Genomic DNA, 15706 nt, shown 5'->3' with positions numbered 1-15706 from the left:
AGCGGGCCGCGCGGCCCGCGACGACGCATTTGCGCAAAAAAAAGGGGCGATCATGGACACCAGCGACCTCAAGGCCCGCCTGCTGGAGGTCGCGCAGCGCGACTTCCCGCTGACCCCGCGCCCGTACAAGACGCTCGCCGACCGGCTGGGCGTCGCAGAGGATGCGGTGATCACCGCGTTCCGCGAGATGACCCTGGATGATGAACTGATCTCGCGGATCGGGGCGGTCTACCGCACCGGCACCGTCGGGGCGAGCTGCCTGGCCGCTCTGGCGGTGCCGGAAAATTCCCTGGAAAAGACGGCGGAATTTGTCGGGACCTTTCCCGAAGTCAATCACAACTACCGGCGCGACCATCCACACTGGACCCTGTGGTTCGTGGTCACCGCCCCCGACACCGCCGGCCGCGACGCCGTGCTGGACCGGGTGGAGGCGGAGACCGGACTGCCCCTGTTGCGGCTTCCCATGGTGGAGGCCTACCACCTGGATCTGGGGTTCCCGCTGCGATGACCGCCGTCGACCGATTTCCACCGCTGCCCGACGCCGACATGGCCCTGGTCGCCGCCCTGCGCGACGGCCTGCCGTTGTCGCACCGGCCCTACGCGGACCTCGGCGCCCGCGTCGGCATGAGCGAGGCGGAGGTGCTCTCCCGCCTGTCCGCGCTGGCAGAGGCCGGCATCATCCGCCGCTTCGGCGCCATCGTGCGTCATCACGAGGCCGGCTATCGCGCCAACGCCATGGTCGTGCTGGACGTGCCCGACGAGCGGGTGGCGGAGGTGGGCCGAACGCTGGGCGGCGAGAAGGCGGTGACGCTGTGCTATCGCCGTGTCCGCGCGCCCGGCCGATGGCCGTACAACCTCTACGCCATGGTCCACGGCCGTGACCGGGCCGTGGTGACGGCGGAGGTACGCGAGATGCTGGCGCGCCTCGGCCTTGCCCGGCTGCCGCACGACATCCTCTTCAGCACGCACCGCTACAAGCAGACCGGCGGCCGCTACGGCCGGGCGAGGGGGGAGGCATGACCGACCACCTCGACGCCACCGACCGCGCCGTCATCAATGCGCTGCAGGGCGGGTTTCCCGTCTCCGAGCGCCCCTTCGCAGAGGCCGCCGCGCCGCTGGGGCTGACGGAGCAACAGCTCATCGACCGCATCGCCGATCTTCGCGCGCGCGGCGTGCTGACCCGCTTCGGCCCTCTGTTCAAGCCGGAAGCTTTGGGCGGAGAGGCCGTGCTCTGCGCCATGACCGTCCCGGCCGACCGTTTCGACGCGGTGGCCGAGCAGGTGAACGCCTGGCCGGAGGTCGCCCACAACTACGCCCGCGACCACACGCTGAACATGTGGTTCGTGGTCGCCGCCGACAGTCCGCGCCGATGCCGCGAGGTCTGCGCCGAGATTTCCGAGCTGACGGGCCTGACCGTCCTGCCCATGCCCAAGCTGCATGAGTTCCACCTGGACCTGAGGTTGACGGCATGAGCACGCCCTGCCTTCTCGACGCCACCGACCGCGCGCTGATCGAGGCGACCCAGGCGGGCCTGCCGCTGGTGCCCGACCCCTATGGCGCCATTGCCGCCGACCTGGGGCTTGCGGCGGAGGACGTGCGCGCTCGGATGAGCCGGATGCAGGCGGCGGGCGTGATCCGCCGCATCGGCGTCGTTCCCAACCACTACCGCCTGGGCTACCGCGCCAACGGCATGACCGTGTGGGACGTGGACGATGCCCGTGTCATGGCCCTGGGCGAGGCCGTCGGCGCATTGCCCTTCGTCAGCCATTGCTACCTGCGGCCGCGGTTCCCCGAGGTCTGGCCCTACAACCTGTTCGCCATGGTGCACGGCCACGACCGTGCGGAAGCCGAAGCGCAGGCCGCCGAAATCCGCGCGCTTCTGGGCGAGGCCTGCCGCGCCGGCGAGATCCTCTATTCGACGAAAATCCTCAAGAAGACCGGCCTGCGCCTGGGGCGTGCCCCCGCCGCCGGTCAGGGAGGCTGACATGTTCCGACTGTCCCGCTACATCACCGCCGTGCTCGCCGCCGCCGAGGACCGGGAACCGCCGCGCCCCCGTCGCCCCGTCGCGCCCGGCGCCGGATCGGGGATGCCGAGCGGCCCGGTGGTGATCTGGAATCTGGTGCGCCGCTGCAACCTGACCTGCAAGCACTGCTACAGCCTCTCGGCCGACACCGATTTCAAGGGCGAGCTGTCCACCGACGAGGTGTTCGGCGTGATGGACGACCTGAAGGGCTTCGGCGTCCCGGTGCTGATCCTCTCGGGCGGTGAGCCGCTCATGCGCCCGGACATCCTGCGCGTGGCGACGCGGGCGAAGATGATGGGCTTCTACGTCGGCCTGTCGACCAACGGCACGCTCATCAACGCGGACAACGTGCATCACCTGGAGACGGTGGGCTTCGACTACGTCGGCATCAGCATGGACGGCCTGCGCGAGACCCACGACCGCTTCCGCCGCAAGCAGGGCGCCTTCGACGCCGCCCTGAACGGCGCGCGCCTGTGCCGTGACCACGGCATCAAGGTGGGGCTGCGCTTCTGCCCGACCCAGGATACCGCCGCCGACCTGCCGGGCCTTCTGGACCTGGCGGACGCTGAGGGCATCGACAAGCTGTACGTCACGCACCTGAACTACGCCGGGCGCGGCAACCACAACCGCCGCTCCGACGCCCATCACGCGCTGACCCGCGACACCATGGACCTGCTGTTCGACCGCTGCGTCGACGACGTGCGCGCCGGCCGGTCCCGCGAATACGTCACCGGCAACAACGATGCCGACGGCGTCTACCTGCTGAAATGGGCGGAGCGCCGCTTCCCCGATCAGGTGCCCATGCTGCGGACCATGCTGGAGCGCTGGGGCGGCAACGCCTCGGGCGTCAACGTCGCCAACATCGACAACCTGGGCAACGTCCACCCGGACACCATGTGGTGGACCCATACGCTTGGCAACGTGCGCGAGCGGCCGTTCTCCGAGATCTGGGAGGACACGTCGGACCCGCTGATGGCCGGCCTGAAATCGTCGCCCCGGCCGTTGAAGGGGCGGTGCGCGGACTGCGCCTTCCGCGCCATCTGCAACGGCAACACCCGCACCCGCGCCTGGCAGCTGACGGGCGACGCCTGGGCGGAAGATCCCGGCTGCTACCTGGACGACGACGAGATCGGCGTGACCGGCGGCGCCCCGCGTGTCGCACTGACCGGCTTCGGAGAAACCCGTCGCCGCATGGCCGTGGGAGGCTGAGATGGGCGTTCGTCTTCTGGTGGCGGCCTCGGCCGCCGTGCTGGCCCTGGCGGTCGCCGCCCGGGCCGCCGAGCCCGACGCGGCGCGGCTCTACACCGAGAACTGCGCGGCCTGCCACGGCGGGGACCGCCTGGGCGCCATCGGCCCGGCGCTGCTGCCGCAGAACCTGGGCCGCCTGAAGCGGGACGAGGCCGTGGATGTCATCCTCCACAGCCGCCCCGCCAGCCAGATGCCGGCCTTCTCGGACACGCTCTCAGAGGCGGATGCCCAGGCGCTGGCCGACTACATCTTCGCCCCGCCCGAAGCACTGCCCGACTGGGGGTTGGCCGAAATCGCCGCCAGCCACATCCGGCACGCCGACCTGGCCGCGCTGCCCGAGGCGCCGGTGTTCGACGCCGATCCGCTGAACCTGTTCTCGGTGGTGGAAAGTGGCGACCATCATGTCAGCGTGCTGGACGGCGACACCTTCGAGCGTCTCGCCCGCTTCGAGAGCCGGTTCGCCCTGCACGGCGGTATCAAGTATTCCCCCGACGGCCGCTTCGCCTACATGGCCAGCCGCGACGGCTGGGTGAGCATGTACGACCTGTACTCGCTGCAAATGGTGGCGGAGGTGCGGGCGGGCATCAACACGCGCAACATCGCGGTCTCGGGCGACGGCAAATGGGTGGCCGTGGGGAACACGCTGCCGGGGACCGTGGTGATCCTCGACGCCGCCGACCTGACGCCGCACCGCGTGATTCCCGTGGTCGGCGACCGCGGCGAGACCAGCCGAGTGTCGGCCGTCTATGCCGCGCCGCCGCGCGACAGCTTCATCGTCGCCTTGAAGGACCTGCCGGAGGTCTGGGAAATCCCTTACGTGAAGCCCAAGAAACCGCACTATCCCGGCTTGGTCCACAACTATGAGCCCGGCATGGTGGAGGCCCTGGGGGTGAAGGATCAGGCCTTCCAGGCGCGCCGCATCAAGCTGGACGACTACCTGGACGACTTCTTCTTCAGCCAGGACTACCAGAACCTCATGGGCGCGGCCCGCAACGGGCGCAACGGACAGGTGGTCAACCTGATCGTGGGGCGCAAGATCGCCGACATTCCCCTGTCGGGGATGCCGCACCTGGGGTCGGGCATTACGTTTGACTGGCATGGCCGCCGCGTCATGGCCTCCCCCAACCTGAAGGAGGCCAAGATAACGGTGCTGGACATGGAGACGTGGGAGGTGGTGACGGAACTGGAGACCCTCGGCCCCGGCTTCTTCATGCGCAGCCACGCCAACAGCCCGCATGCCTTCGCCGACGTCTTCTTCGGCCCCAACCGCGACGCCGTGCACGTCATCGACAAGGAAAGCCTGGAGATCGTGGAGACCCTGCGCCCGAGGCCCGGCCAGACCGTCGCCCACGCCGAATTCACCGACGACGGCAGGTACGTGCTGCTGTCGGTGATGGAGGACGACGGCGCCCTGCTGGTCTACGATGCGGCGACGCTGGAGCTGGTGAAGGAACTCCCCATGCGCCGGCCGGTCGGCAAGTACAACGTGGCGAACAAGATCCGGTACGAGGAGGGGACGAGCCACTGATTGGGATCATGTGGCGTTGAGTGTGCGGTCAGGTGATCCGGTAAGTGCGGAACCACCGCCTTCGCGAAGTCCGCCTCAGGCCCTGGCCGCCTGCTCGGCATCGGCGGCGGGGTCGTGAATGACGATGCGTCCCTTGCCGGTGTTCTTGGCGGCGTAGAGCGCCTGGTCGGCCTGCGCCATGACCTCGGTCGTCGTCGCGCCATGGGTGGGCCAGAAGGCGGCGCCGATGCTGCAGCCGACGCGGGCCGTCCCGAACTCGGGGTGGCGGACCGGTTCCGTCACCGCCTGGATCAACCGGTTGCCCACCGCCGTCACCAGCCATTCGACCTTGTCCGGGTCGGTCTTGAGGATCAGGACGAACTCGTCCCCGCCCAGGCGCACGGCGATGTCGCCGCCGCGCAGGGTCTCGCGCAGCCGGTTGGCCACCTCTACCAGCAAAATGTCGCCGGCCTCGTGCCCCAGGGTGTCGTTCACCTGCTTGAATCCGTCCAGATCGAGGAACAGCACCGCCACCGCGCGGTCCTCCCGGGCGGCGTCGGCCAGGATGCGGTCCATGTGCTCGGTCATGAAGGCCCGGTTGTTCAGGCCGGTCAGCGGGTCGGTGTGAACGGCGTCGGTCAACTGGCCGATCGTCTCGCTCTGGTCGAGCAGCCGCCCCACCATGGTGCGCAGAGACCGCGACAGCTTCAGCAGCTCCGGCGAGCCTGTCTCCAACGGGATGCACTCGTGCGTCGTGTCGCGGCGGATGCGGTCGGCGGCGGCGGCCAGGCGCAGCAGGGGCGCCGACAGGCGGCCGGCCACGCCCCACCCGATGCCGGCGAACAGGATCGCCAGCACCGCACCGACGGCGGCGATCTCCAGTTGCAGGCTCCGCACCGGCGCAAAGGCGGCGGCTTCCGGCTGGCGGGCCAGGATCGTCCAGCCCAGGCCCGGAAAGGCGCCCTCGCCGTCGGAGGCCGCGCGGCCGGTCAGATAGGCGTCGCCGTCGGGCCATTGCAGGACGTGCCAGTTGGCATCAAGGACGCCGTCCGGCGGCGGCATGTCCAGCGTGGCCAGCGATTGCCCGATGGTCCCGTCCGGCCCCAGCAGCACGACGCCGTCCCGGGCGACCACGTAGACTTCGACGCCCCGCAGGACTTCCGCCGGCGAGATGATGGTGTCCTTGATGATCTTGGCCCAGCCCCAGCTCAGGTGCACCGCCAGCACACCGCTCAGGCTGCCGTCGGGGCCGTGGACGGGCACGGCGACATCCACGAACTTGACGGGCTCGCCGTCTTCCTTGGGCAGCAGGCTGGCCAGCATGACCGCCTCGTGCACGTCGCCGACCCAGGTGCCCTCGCGGCCCTCGATGAAGACGGGGCGGTGGCTGATGTCGACGCCCTCCAGGATGCCGCCTGTGGCCGCCATGACGGTGCCCTGGGCGTCCGTGAAGCCGATCCAGGACACGACGTCATAGCTTTTCTGGAGGTTTTCCAACTGGCTGCGGATGGCGTCGGGGTCGTCGGCCTGGGCCAGGACCTGCATGTTGGATAGCAGCTGCGCCTCGGTCACCCGGGCGGCCATGCTGCGGTCCAGCTTGTCGGCCATCTGCCGCGCCACGTCGGCCAGCGAGTAGCCGATGTCGCCACGGACCTGTCGCCCGACCTCGACGGAGACGATCCACCCCAGAAGCAGAGTCACACCGACCACCAGGAAGGTGATTGCGGCGGCGAAACGGGTCCGCAGGCTCAGCCGTCCGGGCCCGTTGTTCCGACCGATCATGATATCTCCCTGAGTCCTACGCCCTTCGGATGAGAAAGGTAGCGGATCGGCAGGCGGCGGCACAAGAGGGTGCGCGACGTGTTGCGGGACGCGGCAGGCTACACCACACCCATCAGCAGATGCCCGCCCAGCACCACGCCGACGATCGCCAGGACGAAGGCAGTGAACAGCACGCGCCACCCGCCGGTGGACGTGCGCAGGTTCAGGTAGACGTGCAATATCTGACGCGCCTTGAAGGCCGTCAGCGCCAGGATCAGCGCCACCTGCGTGCCGGCCAGGGCGGCTGTCGAGGTCGCGTCGCCGTCCGCCAGGGCCGTCGCCATGCTGCCGACGGTCAGGCCGGCGAGAAGCGCCCAGGTCAGGGCCAGGGCGCGGCGGCTTGGGAAGTCGTGGGCGGCGGTCTGCATGATGTCCTCCTCCCGCCTCAGCGGATCAGGTAGAGCACGGGGTAGATCAGCACCCAGATCAGGTCGACCATGTGCCAGAAGGCCGTGCCCGTCTCCAGGTTCTCCAGGCTGGATTTCCAGCTCACCAGCGCGAGAATCCCGATGCCCGCCACCACGTGCAGGGCATGGAAGCCGGTGATCAGCCAATAGAGCGTCCAGAACGTGTTGGTTTCCAGCCCCAGGCCGGCGGAAATCTTCTCGCCGTATTCCAGTACCTTCACGGCCAGGAACACGGCGCCGAGCACGGACGCGGCCCCCAGCCACATCCGCGCCCGGCGCACCGCCCCCTCGGCGCGATTGCGCACCGCGAGGGCGGCGAACCATCCGCTGGTGACCAGCACCAGCGTGTTGAGCCCGCCGTAAACCCGGCTCAACTGGGCCTGGGCCTCGGCAAACAGATCGGGCGCCGCCAGCCGGGCCCCGGCGAAACCCATGAGGAAGGCGCCGAACACCGCCAGCTCCGACAGGATCAGGATCCACATGAACGGGTTGCCCGGTAGGTCCGAGAGGGGTCCCCAATCGGCGGGCTCGTCCTCGGGCGGCCGGGTCCCTGGCATGTCCTCAAGCCGGCTCATTGCTGCGACAGGTTATGGTAGATGCGGGGCAGGGCGCGCGACAGGCGCCCGACCTGGCCGACGATGGCGTAGCGCCCGCGCCCGAACAGCGCGGGAAAGTAATCCTGCGCCTTCTGGTCCACGGTGACGCCGAAGACCGTCAGCCCCTTGCGGCGGGCGTCGGCAAGCGCGCGTCGGGTGTCCTCGATGCCGAACCGGCCTTCGTAGTGGTCCATGTCGTTGGGCTTGCCGTCGGTCAGCACCAGCAGCAGGCGGTGGCGGTGCGGGCGTTTCTCCAGCTGCGCCGCCACATGCCGCACGGCCGCCCCCATCCGGGTGTAGGAGCCGGGCTTGAGCGCGGCGACGCGCCGCAGGACGGTGTCGCCGAAGGGCTCGTCGAAGTCCTTGACGGTGGAGACGCGCACGTTGTCGCGCTTGCGGCTGGTGAAGGTGAACACGGCGTTCTCGTCCCCGCAGGCGTTGATGCCCGACAGGAAGACGGACAGCGCCTCCTTCTCCACGTCCAGCACGCGGCGGTCGTCCATCCAGGCGTCGGTGGACAGCGACACGTCCACCAGCACGGCGACCGACAGGTCGCGGGCCACGGCCCGTGTCTTCTGGTAGACGCGATCATCCAGCGTGCCGTCGGCGACCATGTCCACGCGCGAGCGCACCAGGGCCTCCAGGTCCAGGTCGTCGCCGTCGGCCTGGCGGCGGAAGGTGACCATGCGGGGGCGCAGAGCCTCGAACTGGCGGCGGACCCGATGGATGAGGCGCCGGGCGGTGTCATCGGGCTCCCAGTCCTCGCCTTCCGTCGCCGCCGGGCCGGTGAGCACGCGGCAGTGATTGGGCAGCATCACGCCCTTGCGGTAGTCCCATTCCGGGTAGGTGAACTTGCCCGTGATGGCCTCTCCTGTCGCCGCGTCGGGCGGCAGGTCCAGGTCCAGGCGCAGGCGGGCGGCGGTCTTCTTCTTGTTGGGGCTGATGACGATCTCGTCCAGGTCCTCGGCCGCCTTCTTGGCGTTCTCCTCGTCGTCGTCGTCCTTGCCCCGGTTGACGTTGACCATCTCAGCCAGCGCCAGGATCTTCTCGAAGCGGTTGAGGATGAGCGGGTCGTCGCGGTCCGGCTGGTCGAGGGACTTGCGGCTGGCCTTCTTCTTGCGCTCGTCCTGGGGTTCCTTGGCGGCGTGATCGTTGTCCTCCTCGTCGTCGTCCGGCCGCGCCACGGTGGACAGCGGGCGCACCTCGCCCCACAGCGGCACCGGCAGGAACGGCGCGTAGCGCAGCGGGGCGGAGAAGGCCATGACGGCCTCCGCGTCCTCGCCGATCACCGCGTCGAACATCTCCCACGCCTTGGCCGGTGGCGCGTCGTCACCCAGCAGCGCGCGGACGATGGCCTCCACATGCGCTTCCTCGGGCGAGCCGGCGGGGCGCTTGGGGCGGATGCTGAGCAGAGCCTCGGCCAGGGCGGCGTGGCGGCGGCGCAGGCCGGGAAACTGCTCCAGCGCCGCATGGGTGGCCGCGCGGGCGATGCGCAGGGCGCGGAGGTCGCGGCGCAGAGGGTCCGTGTCCTGGACGGCGGGCACGGCCGGCGCGGCGGCGAAGAAGGCCGTCAGCCAGATGTAGAGGCGGCGGTTGTCTTCGGCGCTTGGAAAGATGTCGAGGCGTTCGGGCAGGCGCAAGGCGGCCTCGCCCAGGCTGGCGGCGGGCAGGCTTTCCGCCGCCATGCCCAGCCTTTGGCGCAACGTGAGGCGGTGGCCGCTTTCCTCCTGTCCGGCGGCGGCCAGCTCCACGGCGCGGTCGCCGCCCAGGCCACGGAAGACGACGCCCAGCACGGGTCGTATGTCGGCCAGCTTGACGGCACCATCGGGATGGCGGGGATACGTTTGCGCCTGGCCCACCAGCCGGTGCCAGAAGCGCCCAACGTATTCTTCCGGTTCAAAAATCTCGAGGAGGCTCATGTCGGCCTTCCACTTTGAAAAACTGGAGGGTTTGGGAGGCTGCGCCTCCCAATCGGGGGCCGGGGGCGGAAGCCCCCGCTTTGGTGTCACCCCAACAGCGCGTCGATGGTCTCGAACAGCCCCTGTTTCACGTCCGCCTCATCGCTCAACGGCTCGATGATGGCGGCCTGCACGGCCTCGTTCAGCGGCCGGCCGGCCTGCAGCAGGGTGGCGCAGTACACCAGCAGGCGCGTGGAGACGGCTTCCTCCAGGTCGACGCCCTGAAGTCCGCGGATGCGGTTGGCGACCATCACCAGCATCTGGGCGCGGTCGGTCTCGATGCCGGTTTCCGACACGACGACCTGCGTTTCCTGCTCGGGGGCCGGATAGCCCATGTCCAGCGCCAGGAAGCGCTGGCGGGTGGAGGGCTTGAGGCTTTTCAGCACGTTCTGGTAGCCGGGGTTGTACGACACCACGAGCATGAAGTTGTCCGGCGCCTCCAGCAGCTCGCCGGTCCGCTCCAGCGGCAGCAGGCGGCGGTCGTCGGTGAGCGGGTGGAGGACGACGGTCACGTCCTTGCGGGCCTCCACCACTTCATCCAGGTAGCAGATGCCGCCCTCGCGCACCGCGCGGGTCAGCGGGCCGTCCACCCATACCGTCTCGCCGCCCTTCAGCAGGTAGCGGCCGGTCAGGTCGGCGGCGGTCAGGTCGTCGTGGCAGGACACGGTGTGCAGCGGCAGGCCCAGGCGGGCGGCCATGTGGGCGACGAAGCGCGTCTTGCCGCAGCCGGTCGGGCCTTTCAGCAGAAGCGGCAGGCGGTTCTTGTGCGCGGTCTCGAACAGCGCCCGTTCCGTGCCGGTGGGCAGGTAGTAGGGCACATCGGGCGTGGCGGCGGTCTCGCCCGCGCGGGGGGCGGCGACGTCGTGGGGCATGGCAGTCCTCGGGGCGTTGGTATCCGTCATCATGGCCCGAGGATGGACCTGGCGGCGGGTGGGGGCCTTGACCCTGGTCAACGGGGCTTGTGAGGAAAACCACCAAGGCACCAAGACAGCGCGCGAAGGCGCGCCATCATGCTCTTGAGGTCCTGGCTTCCCAGGTTTGATCCTTCAGTAACCGAGGGAGCGCGAGGGAGCCCGTGCCTCCCTCGCATCATCATTCCGGCGCAGCCGGAAAGCCTTGGTGTCTTGGTGTCTTGGTGGTTCAACTACAAAAAGAAAACGCCGCCGATCCCCGGGGAGGTGGATCGGCGGCGTCTCGGGCACGGCGGACGTCAGTCCGGGGTCAGTCCGCCGGGCCGTACTGCGGAGGCTGTCCGTTGGCGTCGAACTCCACGCCGTAGCGCGGGGCCAGGGCCTTGAGGACGGCCTCGTTCCTCTGGATGGTCACCAGCGCCTTGATGGCGAAGCTGGCGATTTCGCGATCGGCGCTGTTGGACGCCTGCGTCTGGTAAAGGTCGATCAGCCGGTCGTGGATGTTCAGCTGCGCCTCGATGAAGCGGGCATCGAAGGCCTCGCCCTCAAGCTGCGACAGGTCCTCGACCGCCGCCTTCGTCTGGGCGCCGCCGACGTTGGCCGGCCAGGTCACGGCCGCCGCCGCGCCTCCGATGGAGCCGCCGGCGTCGTCCACCGTCAGGTCGGGGTCCTGCACGTCCACGCCGGCTTCCCGGGCGAACCGGTGCAGGCGGCTGTCGATGCGCATCATTTCCGAGGCGATGTCGACGGCCAGTTCCTGCAGGTCGGCGTTGCCGGCCCGCTCCACCGCCAGGTCGCCCAGGCGGTCCTCCACCTTGTTCAGGGCGACTGCGGTGCGCAGGAACTCACGGTCCTCGCTGGGCAGGGTCTCGGTGCTTTCCTGCGGAATGCGGGGGTCGGTGTCGGGTTTGATGTTCGCCTGGCCCCAGGCGGGCTGCCCGATGACGAGCAGCCCCAGGGCGGCGGTGAGGATGGTCTTTTTCATGGGACGTCTCCTTTCGCCGCCGAAGATCATTCGGCCGGGGTGGTGGCGGTTTCGGCGGGCTTGCCGGTGGCGGTCCGCATGTGGTGCGGCACCTGCACGCGGGCCGGGCCGAAGATGGCGTAGACGAACATCAGCGCCGAGATCACCACGAAGACGCCCGAGCCCAGACGCATCCAGTAGAACAGCGCCAGCTGGTCCTGGACCTCCATGTAGTAGGTGCCCATGACGCGCTGCAGGTGGGTCTGCACGACGCCGGCGAACGTCAGGGTGAAGGTCATGAAGCACATGGCCGAGGTCATGATCCAGAACGTCCACATGTTCAGGACCTGGTTGTACGGCGCGACTTTCCGCAAGTGCGGCATGGCGTAGCTGATCATGGCCAGGTTCAGCATGACGTAGGCGCCGAAGAAGGCCAGGTGCCCGTGGGCGGCGGTGACCTGCGTGCCGTGGGTGTAGTAGTTGATGGGGGCGAGCGTGTGCATGAAGCCCCACACGCCGGCGCCGAAGAAGGCGATGACCGGAGTGCCCAGCGCCCACAGCAGGGCGGCCTTGTTCGGGTGGTCGCGGCGGCCCTTCCACACCATCATGAAGGCGAACAGCACCATGGCGAAGAACGGCGCGACCTCAAGGGTGGAGAAGATGGAGCCGATCCACTGCCAGTAGCCCGGCGTGCCGATCCAGTAGTAGTGGTGGCCGGTGCCCAGCAGGCCGGACAGCAGGGCCAGGCCGACGATGGCGTACAGCCACTTCTCCACCACCTCGCGGTCGACGCCGGTCAGCTTGATGACCAGGAAGGCGAGGATGGAGGCCATCACCAGTTCCCACACGCCCTCGACCCAGATGTGGACGACGTACCACCAGTACATCTTGTCCAGCGCCAGGTTGGAGGGGTTGTAGAAGGCGAACAGGAAGAACAGCGCCACACCCCACAGGCCAAGCAGCAGCACGTTGGTGACGGCGGTCTTGCGGCCCTTCAGCACGGTCATGGACACGTTGTAGAGGAAGATCAGGGCGGCGACGACGATCCCCATCTTCACCCAGGTCGGCTGTTCCAGGAACTCGCGGCCCTGGTGGATGCCGAACAGGTAGCCGACCACGGCGGCCAGCGCCCCGAACACCAGGATGCCGAGCTGGATGTAGGCCAGCTTGGGACTGATGATGTCGCGCTCCGCCTCTTCCGGGATCAGGTAGTAGGCGCAGCCGAAGAAGCCCAGCAGCAGCCACACGATCAGGGCGTTGGTGTGGATCATGCGCAGGATGTTGAACGGCGTGATTTCCGCCAGGAAGTTGGGGAGCACGTAGACGGTGCCGGCCAGGGCGCCCACCAGGACCTGCACGACGAACAGCAGCAGGGCCGCGGCGAAGTACCAGTAGGCGATCTTCTGTGATGCGTATTTCATGATCCCTCTCCTCAGCCGGCGTCGTTCGGCGGCCAGTTCTGGTCATCGATGCCGTCGGTGAACCGCAGGAAGTCCACCAGGTCGTTCAGTTCCTGATCGCTCAGGTTGAAGTTCGGCATCTGGCGGCGGCCCTCGATGCCGCTCGGCTGGCTCTGCATCCAGGCGATGATCGCCATGCGGGCGCCCTCGGCGTCGTCACGGCCGCCATAGCGGGTCCAGACGTTGGCCAGCTCCGGCGCGAAGTAGGCACCTTCGCCCATGATGGAGTGGCAGTTGATGCAGGAGTTTTCCTCCCACACGTGCTTGCCGCGGGCGACGCTCTCGGTGACCGTCTCCGACGGCGAGCTTTCGGTGACGACGTAGTAGTGGCTGTGCGCGGTAAGCCCCACGAACAGCAGGAAGAAAAAGGCGGAGCCGCCGTAGAAGATGTTGCGGGCCGCCGATTTGGTAAGGCGTTCTGACATTGGTGATCCCCCAGGTTGATGAGGACGGGGCAGGGTCCCGGGCGACCCGCGCCGGTGCGGCGGCGGGACGGTCCGCAAACCTTATGCGGTGGCGGCTAAGCCACCTTGATTGTGGTCAAGAGCCCGAGTGGCCGGGTGGGACACCGGTGCCGGGCCGTTCTCGACCAGGGCCGCGTCGGCGGCGGCGGTGGCGGCATCGGCCATCAGGCGGGCGTCGGTCAGCGGGGCGTGCAGCCACAGGCGCCGATCGCCCATGACGACGGGTCCGAGGGCCTCGCCGTCGGGTCCCGACAGTGCACTGTTGCGCGGCAGGCCAAGCGCGTCGGGCACGTCCAGGCAGGCATGGCGTCCGCGCGCGGCCAGCAGCACGCTCACCAGCACCTCGCGGCCGAGGGGCAGTCGGTTCAGCGCGTCCGTCAGCAGCGGTGCCCGCTCCAGGAACACGGCATGGGCCGCGCCGCAGTGGTCCGCGCCGCCGAGTCCGAAGGCCAGGGCTTCCGCCGCGGCGTCGCCGCCGGCCGAGGACCCGTGGCCGACCACCAGCAGGTCCGCCGGCGCGTCTGCCTGGCGCCCGACCTCCCGCAGCAGGGCGTTGGTGCGCTCTATGATGCGGGGCGACTCCCCGAGGGCCGGCAGCACGCGGGCCTCGGCCAGATGGCTGGAAGACTCGGCGACGACCTCGGGAATGTGCCGGGTGGCGAAGACGCCTGCGCCGCCGAAGTGCGGCAGTACGTAGGCCCGCGATCCCGGCGGCAGGCTTTGCAGTACGCGGGGCAGGGCGGGCTCGCCCTTCATCAGGGCCGGCACGGCGCGGTAACGTCCGCCGCGGGCGACGGTCAGTGCCGTGGCGACGGTGGCGAGGCCGGCGGCGGCATCACGCGGGGAGCCGTGGCCGACGATCACCAGGATCGGCCGCTCGTCGGCGGCGCGGGGTGGGCTGGGTCGGATGATGGACATGGGCGGCAGGCTCCCTCCCGTCATGGTCGTTGATGGTCCAGACCATGCGCCGGGGAAGGCGAGTTGCCCTTGACGGTGGTCAAATCGAGGCAGGGGGCGTGCACGAGGAAGGTGCTGCACGGTCCGGTCTTGACCAACCTCAAGGGACCGGCGCCCCCGTTGCGGCAGGGTTCAGGCATCGACAAGCCGCACCATTCGGAGACCGCTCCATGGACTACGCCGCCTTCTTTCAAAGCCGCATCGACGCCCTGAAGTCGGAGGGCCGGTATCGCGTGTTCGCCGAACTGGCGCGCCGCAACGGGGCCTTCCCCGCCGCCACGCGCTATGTCGACGGCGAGACCGCACCGGTCACCGTGTGGTGTTCGAACGACTACCTGGGCATGGGCCAGAACGCCGACGTGCTGGCCGCCTTCCATGCCGCCGCCGACGAATGCGGCGCCGGCGCGGGCGGCACGCGCAACATCTCGGGCACCAACCGCCATCACGTGGCCCTGGAGCGCGAGCTTGCCAGCCTGCACGGGAAAGAGGCCGCGCTTCTGTTCACCTCCGGCTACGTCGCCAACCAGACGGCGCTGTCCACGCTCGGCACCCTTCTGCCCGACTGCGTGATCCTGTCGGACGCCCTGAACCACAACAGCATGATCGAGGGCATCCGCCATTCCCGCGCCGAGAAGCACATCTTCCGCCACAACGACCTGGCGCACCTGGAAGAGTTGCTGGCCGCCCAGCCCATCGACCGGCCCAAGCTGATCGTCTTCGAGAGCGTCTATTCCATGGACGGCGACTTCGGCCCCATCGCCGAAATCTGTGATCTGGCGGAGCGCTACAACGCCCTGACGTACCTGGACGAAGTCCACGGCGTCGGCCTCTACGGCGCCACCGGCGCGGGCGTGGCGGAACGCGACGGCGTGATGGACCGCGTCGACATCATCCAGGGCACGCTCGCCAAGGCCTTCGGCGTCATCGGTGGCTATGTGGCCGCACGGGCGGACATCTGCGACACCATCCGGTCCTACGGCCAGGGGTTCATCTTTTCCTCCGCCCTGCCGCCGGCGGTGGCGGCGGCGGCCTGCGCCAGCGTCAAGGTGGTGCGCTCCACCCCCAGCTTGCGCGAGACCCATCAGGAGCGGGCGGCGACGCTCAAGCACCTGCTGCTGGAATGGCGCCTGCCGGTGATGCGCAGCCCCAGCCACATCGTGCCCGTGCTGGTGGGTGATGCCGAGCGCTGCAAGCGCGCCACCGACATGCTGCTGGAGGACTTCGGCATCTACATCCAGCCCATCAACTATCCCACCGTGCCGCGCGGGACCGAACGCCTGCGCCTGACGCCGAGCCCGGTGCACGACGACTTGCAGATGCGCCGGCTGGTGGAGGCCCTGACCGCCGTGTGGCGGCGTCTGGACCTTCAGGCCGCCGCCTGACCGGCCG

General features: G+C 69.0%; 16 protein-coding genes. 7 read left to right on the top strand and 9 right to left on the bottom strand.

What is annotated here, in order from left to right; genetic code table 11:
- The first annotated feature begins 52 nt into the window (after positions 1 to 52).
- Genes C882_RS18095 through C882_RS18070 form a run of 6 tightly spaced genes read left to right on the top strand, consistent with a single transcriptional unit; the run spans position 53 to position 4800 of the window.
- Positions 53 to 508 (top strand): Lrp/AsnC family transcriptional regulator, encoded by a 456-nt coding sequence (locus C882_RS18095; protein ID WP_009542114.1) that lies wholly within the window; start codon positions 53 to 55, stop codon positions 506 to 508.
- Positions 505 to 1020, top strand: a complete 516-nt coding sequence (gene ahbB / locus C882_RS18090) for a siroheme decarboxylase subunit beta (protein WP_009542113.1) — start codon at positions 505 to 507, stop codon at positions 1018 to 1020. The genes C882_RS18095 and ahbB (C882_RS18090) overlap by 4 nt, the downstream gene beginning before the upstream one ends.
- A complete protein-coding gene (locus C882_RS18085) occupies positions 1017 to 1472 on the top strand; it encodes an Lrp/AsnC family transcriptional regulator (RefSeq protein WP_009542112.1) in 456 nt (151 codons plus the stop codon). The genes ahbB (C882_RS18090) and C882_RS18085 overlap by 4 nt, the downstream gene beginning before the upstream one ends.
- Positions 1469 to 1984, top strand: a complete 516-nt coding sequence (gene ahbB / locus C882_RS18080; RefSeq protein ID WP_009542111.1) for a siroheme decarboxylase subunit beta — start codon at positions 1469 to 1471, stop codon at positions 1982 to 1984. The genes C882_RS18085 and ahbB (C882_RS18080) overlap by 4 nt, the downstream gene beginning before the upstream one ends.
- Position 1985: 1 nt before the next feature.
- The gene (nirJ, locus tag C882_RS18075) at positions 1986 to 3233 is read left to right on the top strand and encodes a heme d1 biosynthesis radical SAM protein NirJ (RefSeq protein WP_009542110.1); all 1248 of its coding nucleotides are present in this window, start codon (positions 1986 to 1988) and stop codon (positions 3231 to 3233) included.
- A 1-nt stretch (position 3234) separates the two neighbouring features.
- Positions 3235 to 4800: a nitrite reductase gene (locus C882_RS18070; protein WP_009542109.1), complete on the top strand. Its 1566-nt coding sequence runs from the start codon at positions 3235 to 3237 to the stop codon at positions 4798 to 4800.
- 75 nt (positions 4801 to 4875) lie between these two features.
- Here the strand turns inward: C882_RS18070 and C882_RS18065 are convergent, their stop codons facing one another.
- The 9 genes from C882_RS18065 to C882_RS18025 all read right to left on the bottom strand — a co-directional run bounded on the left by C882_RS18065 (position 4876) and on the right by C882_RS18025 (position 14278).
- On the bottom strand, positions 4876 to 6561 hold the full coding sequence (locus tag C882_RS18065; RefSeq protein WP_009542108.1) for a sensor domain-containing diguanylate cyclase: 1686 nt from the start codon (positions 6559 to 6561) through the stop codon (positions 4876 to 4878).
- A gap of 98 nt (positions 6562 to 6659) precedes the next feature.
- Positions 6660 to 6968: a cytochrome C oxidase subunit IV family protein gene (locus C882_RS18060; protein WP_009542107.1), complete on the bottom strand. Its 309-nt coding sequence runs from the start codon at positions 6966 to 6968 to the stop codon at positions 6660 to 6662.
- 17 nt (positions 6969 to 6985) lie between these two features.
- Positions 6986 to 7489, bottom strand: coding sequence for a cytochrome c oxidase subunit 3 family protein (locus C882_RS18055; RefSeq protein WP_009542106.1), 504 nt, complete (start codon positions 7487 to 7489; stop codon positions 6986 to 6988).
- A gap of 89 nt (positions 7490 to 7578) precedes the next feature.
- Positions 7579 to 9522, bottom strand: a complete 1944-nt coding sequence (locus C882_RS18050; protein ID WP_009542105.1) for a nitric oxide reductase activation protein NorD — start codon at positions 9520 to 9522, stop codon at positions 7579 to 7581.
- A gap of 86 nt (positions 9523 to 9608) precedes the next feature.
- Positions 9609 to 10433 (bottom strand): CbbQ/NirQ/NorQ/GpvN family protein, encoded by an 825-nt coding sequence (locus C882_RS18045; protein ID WP_009542104.1) that lies wholly within the window; start codon positions 10431 to 10433, stop codon positions 9609 to 9611.
- Positions 10434 to 10782: 349 nt separating this feature from the next.
- Positions 10783 to 11457, bottom strand: a complete 675-nt coding sequence (locus C882_RS18040; protein WP_009542103.1) for a DUF4142 domain-containing protein — start codon at positions 11455 to 11457, stop codon at positions 10783 to 10785.
- Positions 11458 to 11483: 26 nt separating this feature from the next.
- A complete protein-coding gene (locus tag C882_RS18035; RefSeq protein WP_009542102.1) occupies positions 11484 to 12857 on the bottom strand; it encodes a cbb3-type cytochrome c oxidase subunit I in 1374 nt (457 codons plus the stop codon).
- Positions 12858 to 12868: 11 nt separating this feature from the next.
- Positions 12869 to 13321, bottom strand: coding sequence for a c-type cytochrome (locus tag C882_RS18030; RefSeq protein ID WP_009542101.1), 453 nt, complete (start codon positions 13319 to 13321; stop codon positions 12869 to 12871).
- A gap of 81 nt (positions 13322 to 13402) precedes the next feature.
- A complete protein-coding gene (locus C882_RS18025) occupies positions 13403 to 14278 on the bottom strand; it encodes a CbiX/SirB N-terminal domain-containing protein (protein ID WP_009542100.1) in 876 nt (291 codons plus the stop codon).
- Between the two features lie 209 nt (positions 14279 to 14487).
- Here C882_RS18025 and hemA point away from each other — a divergent pair, with 209 nt between their 5' ends.
- Positions 14488 to 15699 carry a 5-aminolevulinate synthase gene (gene hemA, locus C882_RS18020; RefSeq protein WP_009542098.1) on the top strand — a complete coding sequence of 404 codons (1212 nt, stop codon included), beginning with the start codon at positions 14488 to 14490 and terminating at the stop codon, positions 15697 to 15699.
- Positions 15700 to 15706 lie beyond the last annotated feature (7 nt).

The organism is Caenispirillum salinarum AK4 (assembly GCF_000315795.1).
GTDB classification, from domain to species: Bacteria; Pseudomonadota; Alphaproteobacteria; order Rhodospirillales; family Rhodospirillaceae; genus Caenispirillum; species Caenispirillum salinarum.
The sequence above is the reverse complement of the archived record's forward strand: the minus strand, read 5'-3'. Positions and strand labels throughout refer to the sequence as shown.

Excerpts from the sequence above, each read along its gene's own strand:
- C882_RS18095 (WP_009542114.1), top strand. The coding sequence starts at position 53 with ATGGACACCAGCGACCTCAAGGCCCGCCTGCTGGAGGTCGCGCAGCGC.
- ahbB (WP_009542113.1), top strand. The coding sequence starts at position 505 with ATGACCGCCGTCGACCGATTTCCACCGCTGCCCGACGCCGACATGGCC.
- C882_RS18085 (WP_009542112.1), top strand. The coding sequence starts at position 1,017 with ATGACCGACCACCTCGACGCCACCGACCGCGCCGTCATCAATGCGCTG.
- ahbB (WP_009542111.1), top strand. The coding sequence starts at position 1,469 with ATGAGCACGCCCTGCCTTCTCGACGCCACCGACCGCGCGCTGATCGAG.
- nirJ (WP_009542110.1), top strand. The coding sequence starts at position 1,986 with ATGTTCCGACTGTCCCGCTACATCACCGCCGTGCTCGCCGCCGCCGAG.
- C882_RS18070 (WP_009542109.1), top strand. The coding sequence starts at position 3,235 with ATGGGCGTTCGTCTTCTGGTGGCGGCCTCGGCCGCCGTGCTGGCCCTG.
- C882_RS18065 (WP_009542108.1), bottom strand. The coding sequence starts at position 6,561 with ATGATCGGTCGGAACAACGGGCCCGGACGGCTGAGCCTGCGGACCCGT.
- C882_RS18060 (WP_009542107.1), bottom strand. The coding sequence starts at position 6,968 with ATGCAGACCGCCGCCCACGACTTCCCAAGCCGCCGCGCCCTGGCCCTG.
- C882_RS18055 (WP_009542106.1), bottom strand. The coding sequence starts at position 7,489 with ATGTGGATCCTGATCCTGTCGGAGCTGGCGGTGTTCGGCGCCTTCCTC.
- C882_RS18050 (WP_009542105.1), bottom strand. The coding sequence starts at position 9,522 with ATGAGCCTCCTCGAGATTTTTGAACCGGAAGAATACGTTGGGCGCTTC.
- C882_RS18045 (WP_009542104.1), bottom strand. The coding sequence starts at position 10,433 with ATGCCCCACGACGTCGCCGCCCCCCGCGCGGGCGAGACCGCCGCCACG.
- C882_RS18040 (WP_009542103.1), bottom strand. The coding sequence starts at position 11,457 with ATGAAAAAGACCATCCTCACCGCCGCCCTGGGGCTGCTCGTCATCGGG.
- C882_RS18035 (WP_009542102.1), bottom strand. The coding sequence starts at position 12,857 with ATGAAATACGCATCACAGAAGATCGCCTACTGGTACTTCGCCGCGGCC.
- C882_RS18030 (WP_009542101.1), bottom strand. The coding sequence starts at position 13,321 with ATGTCAGAACGCCTTACCAAATCGGCGGCCCGCAACATCTTCTACGGC.
- C882_RS18025 (WP_009542100.1), bottom strand. The coding sequence starts at position 14,278 with ATGTCCATCATCCGACCCAGCCCACCCCGCGCCGCCGACGAGCGGCCG.
- hemA (WP_009542098.1), top strand. The coding sequence starts at position 14,488 with ATGGACTACGCCGCCTTCTTTCAAAGCCGCATCGACGCCCTGAAGTCG.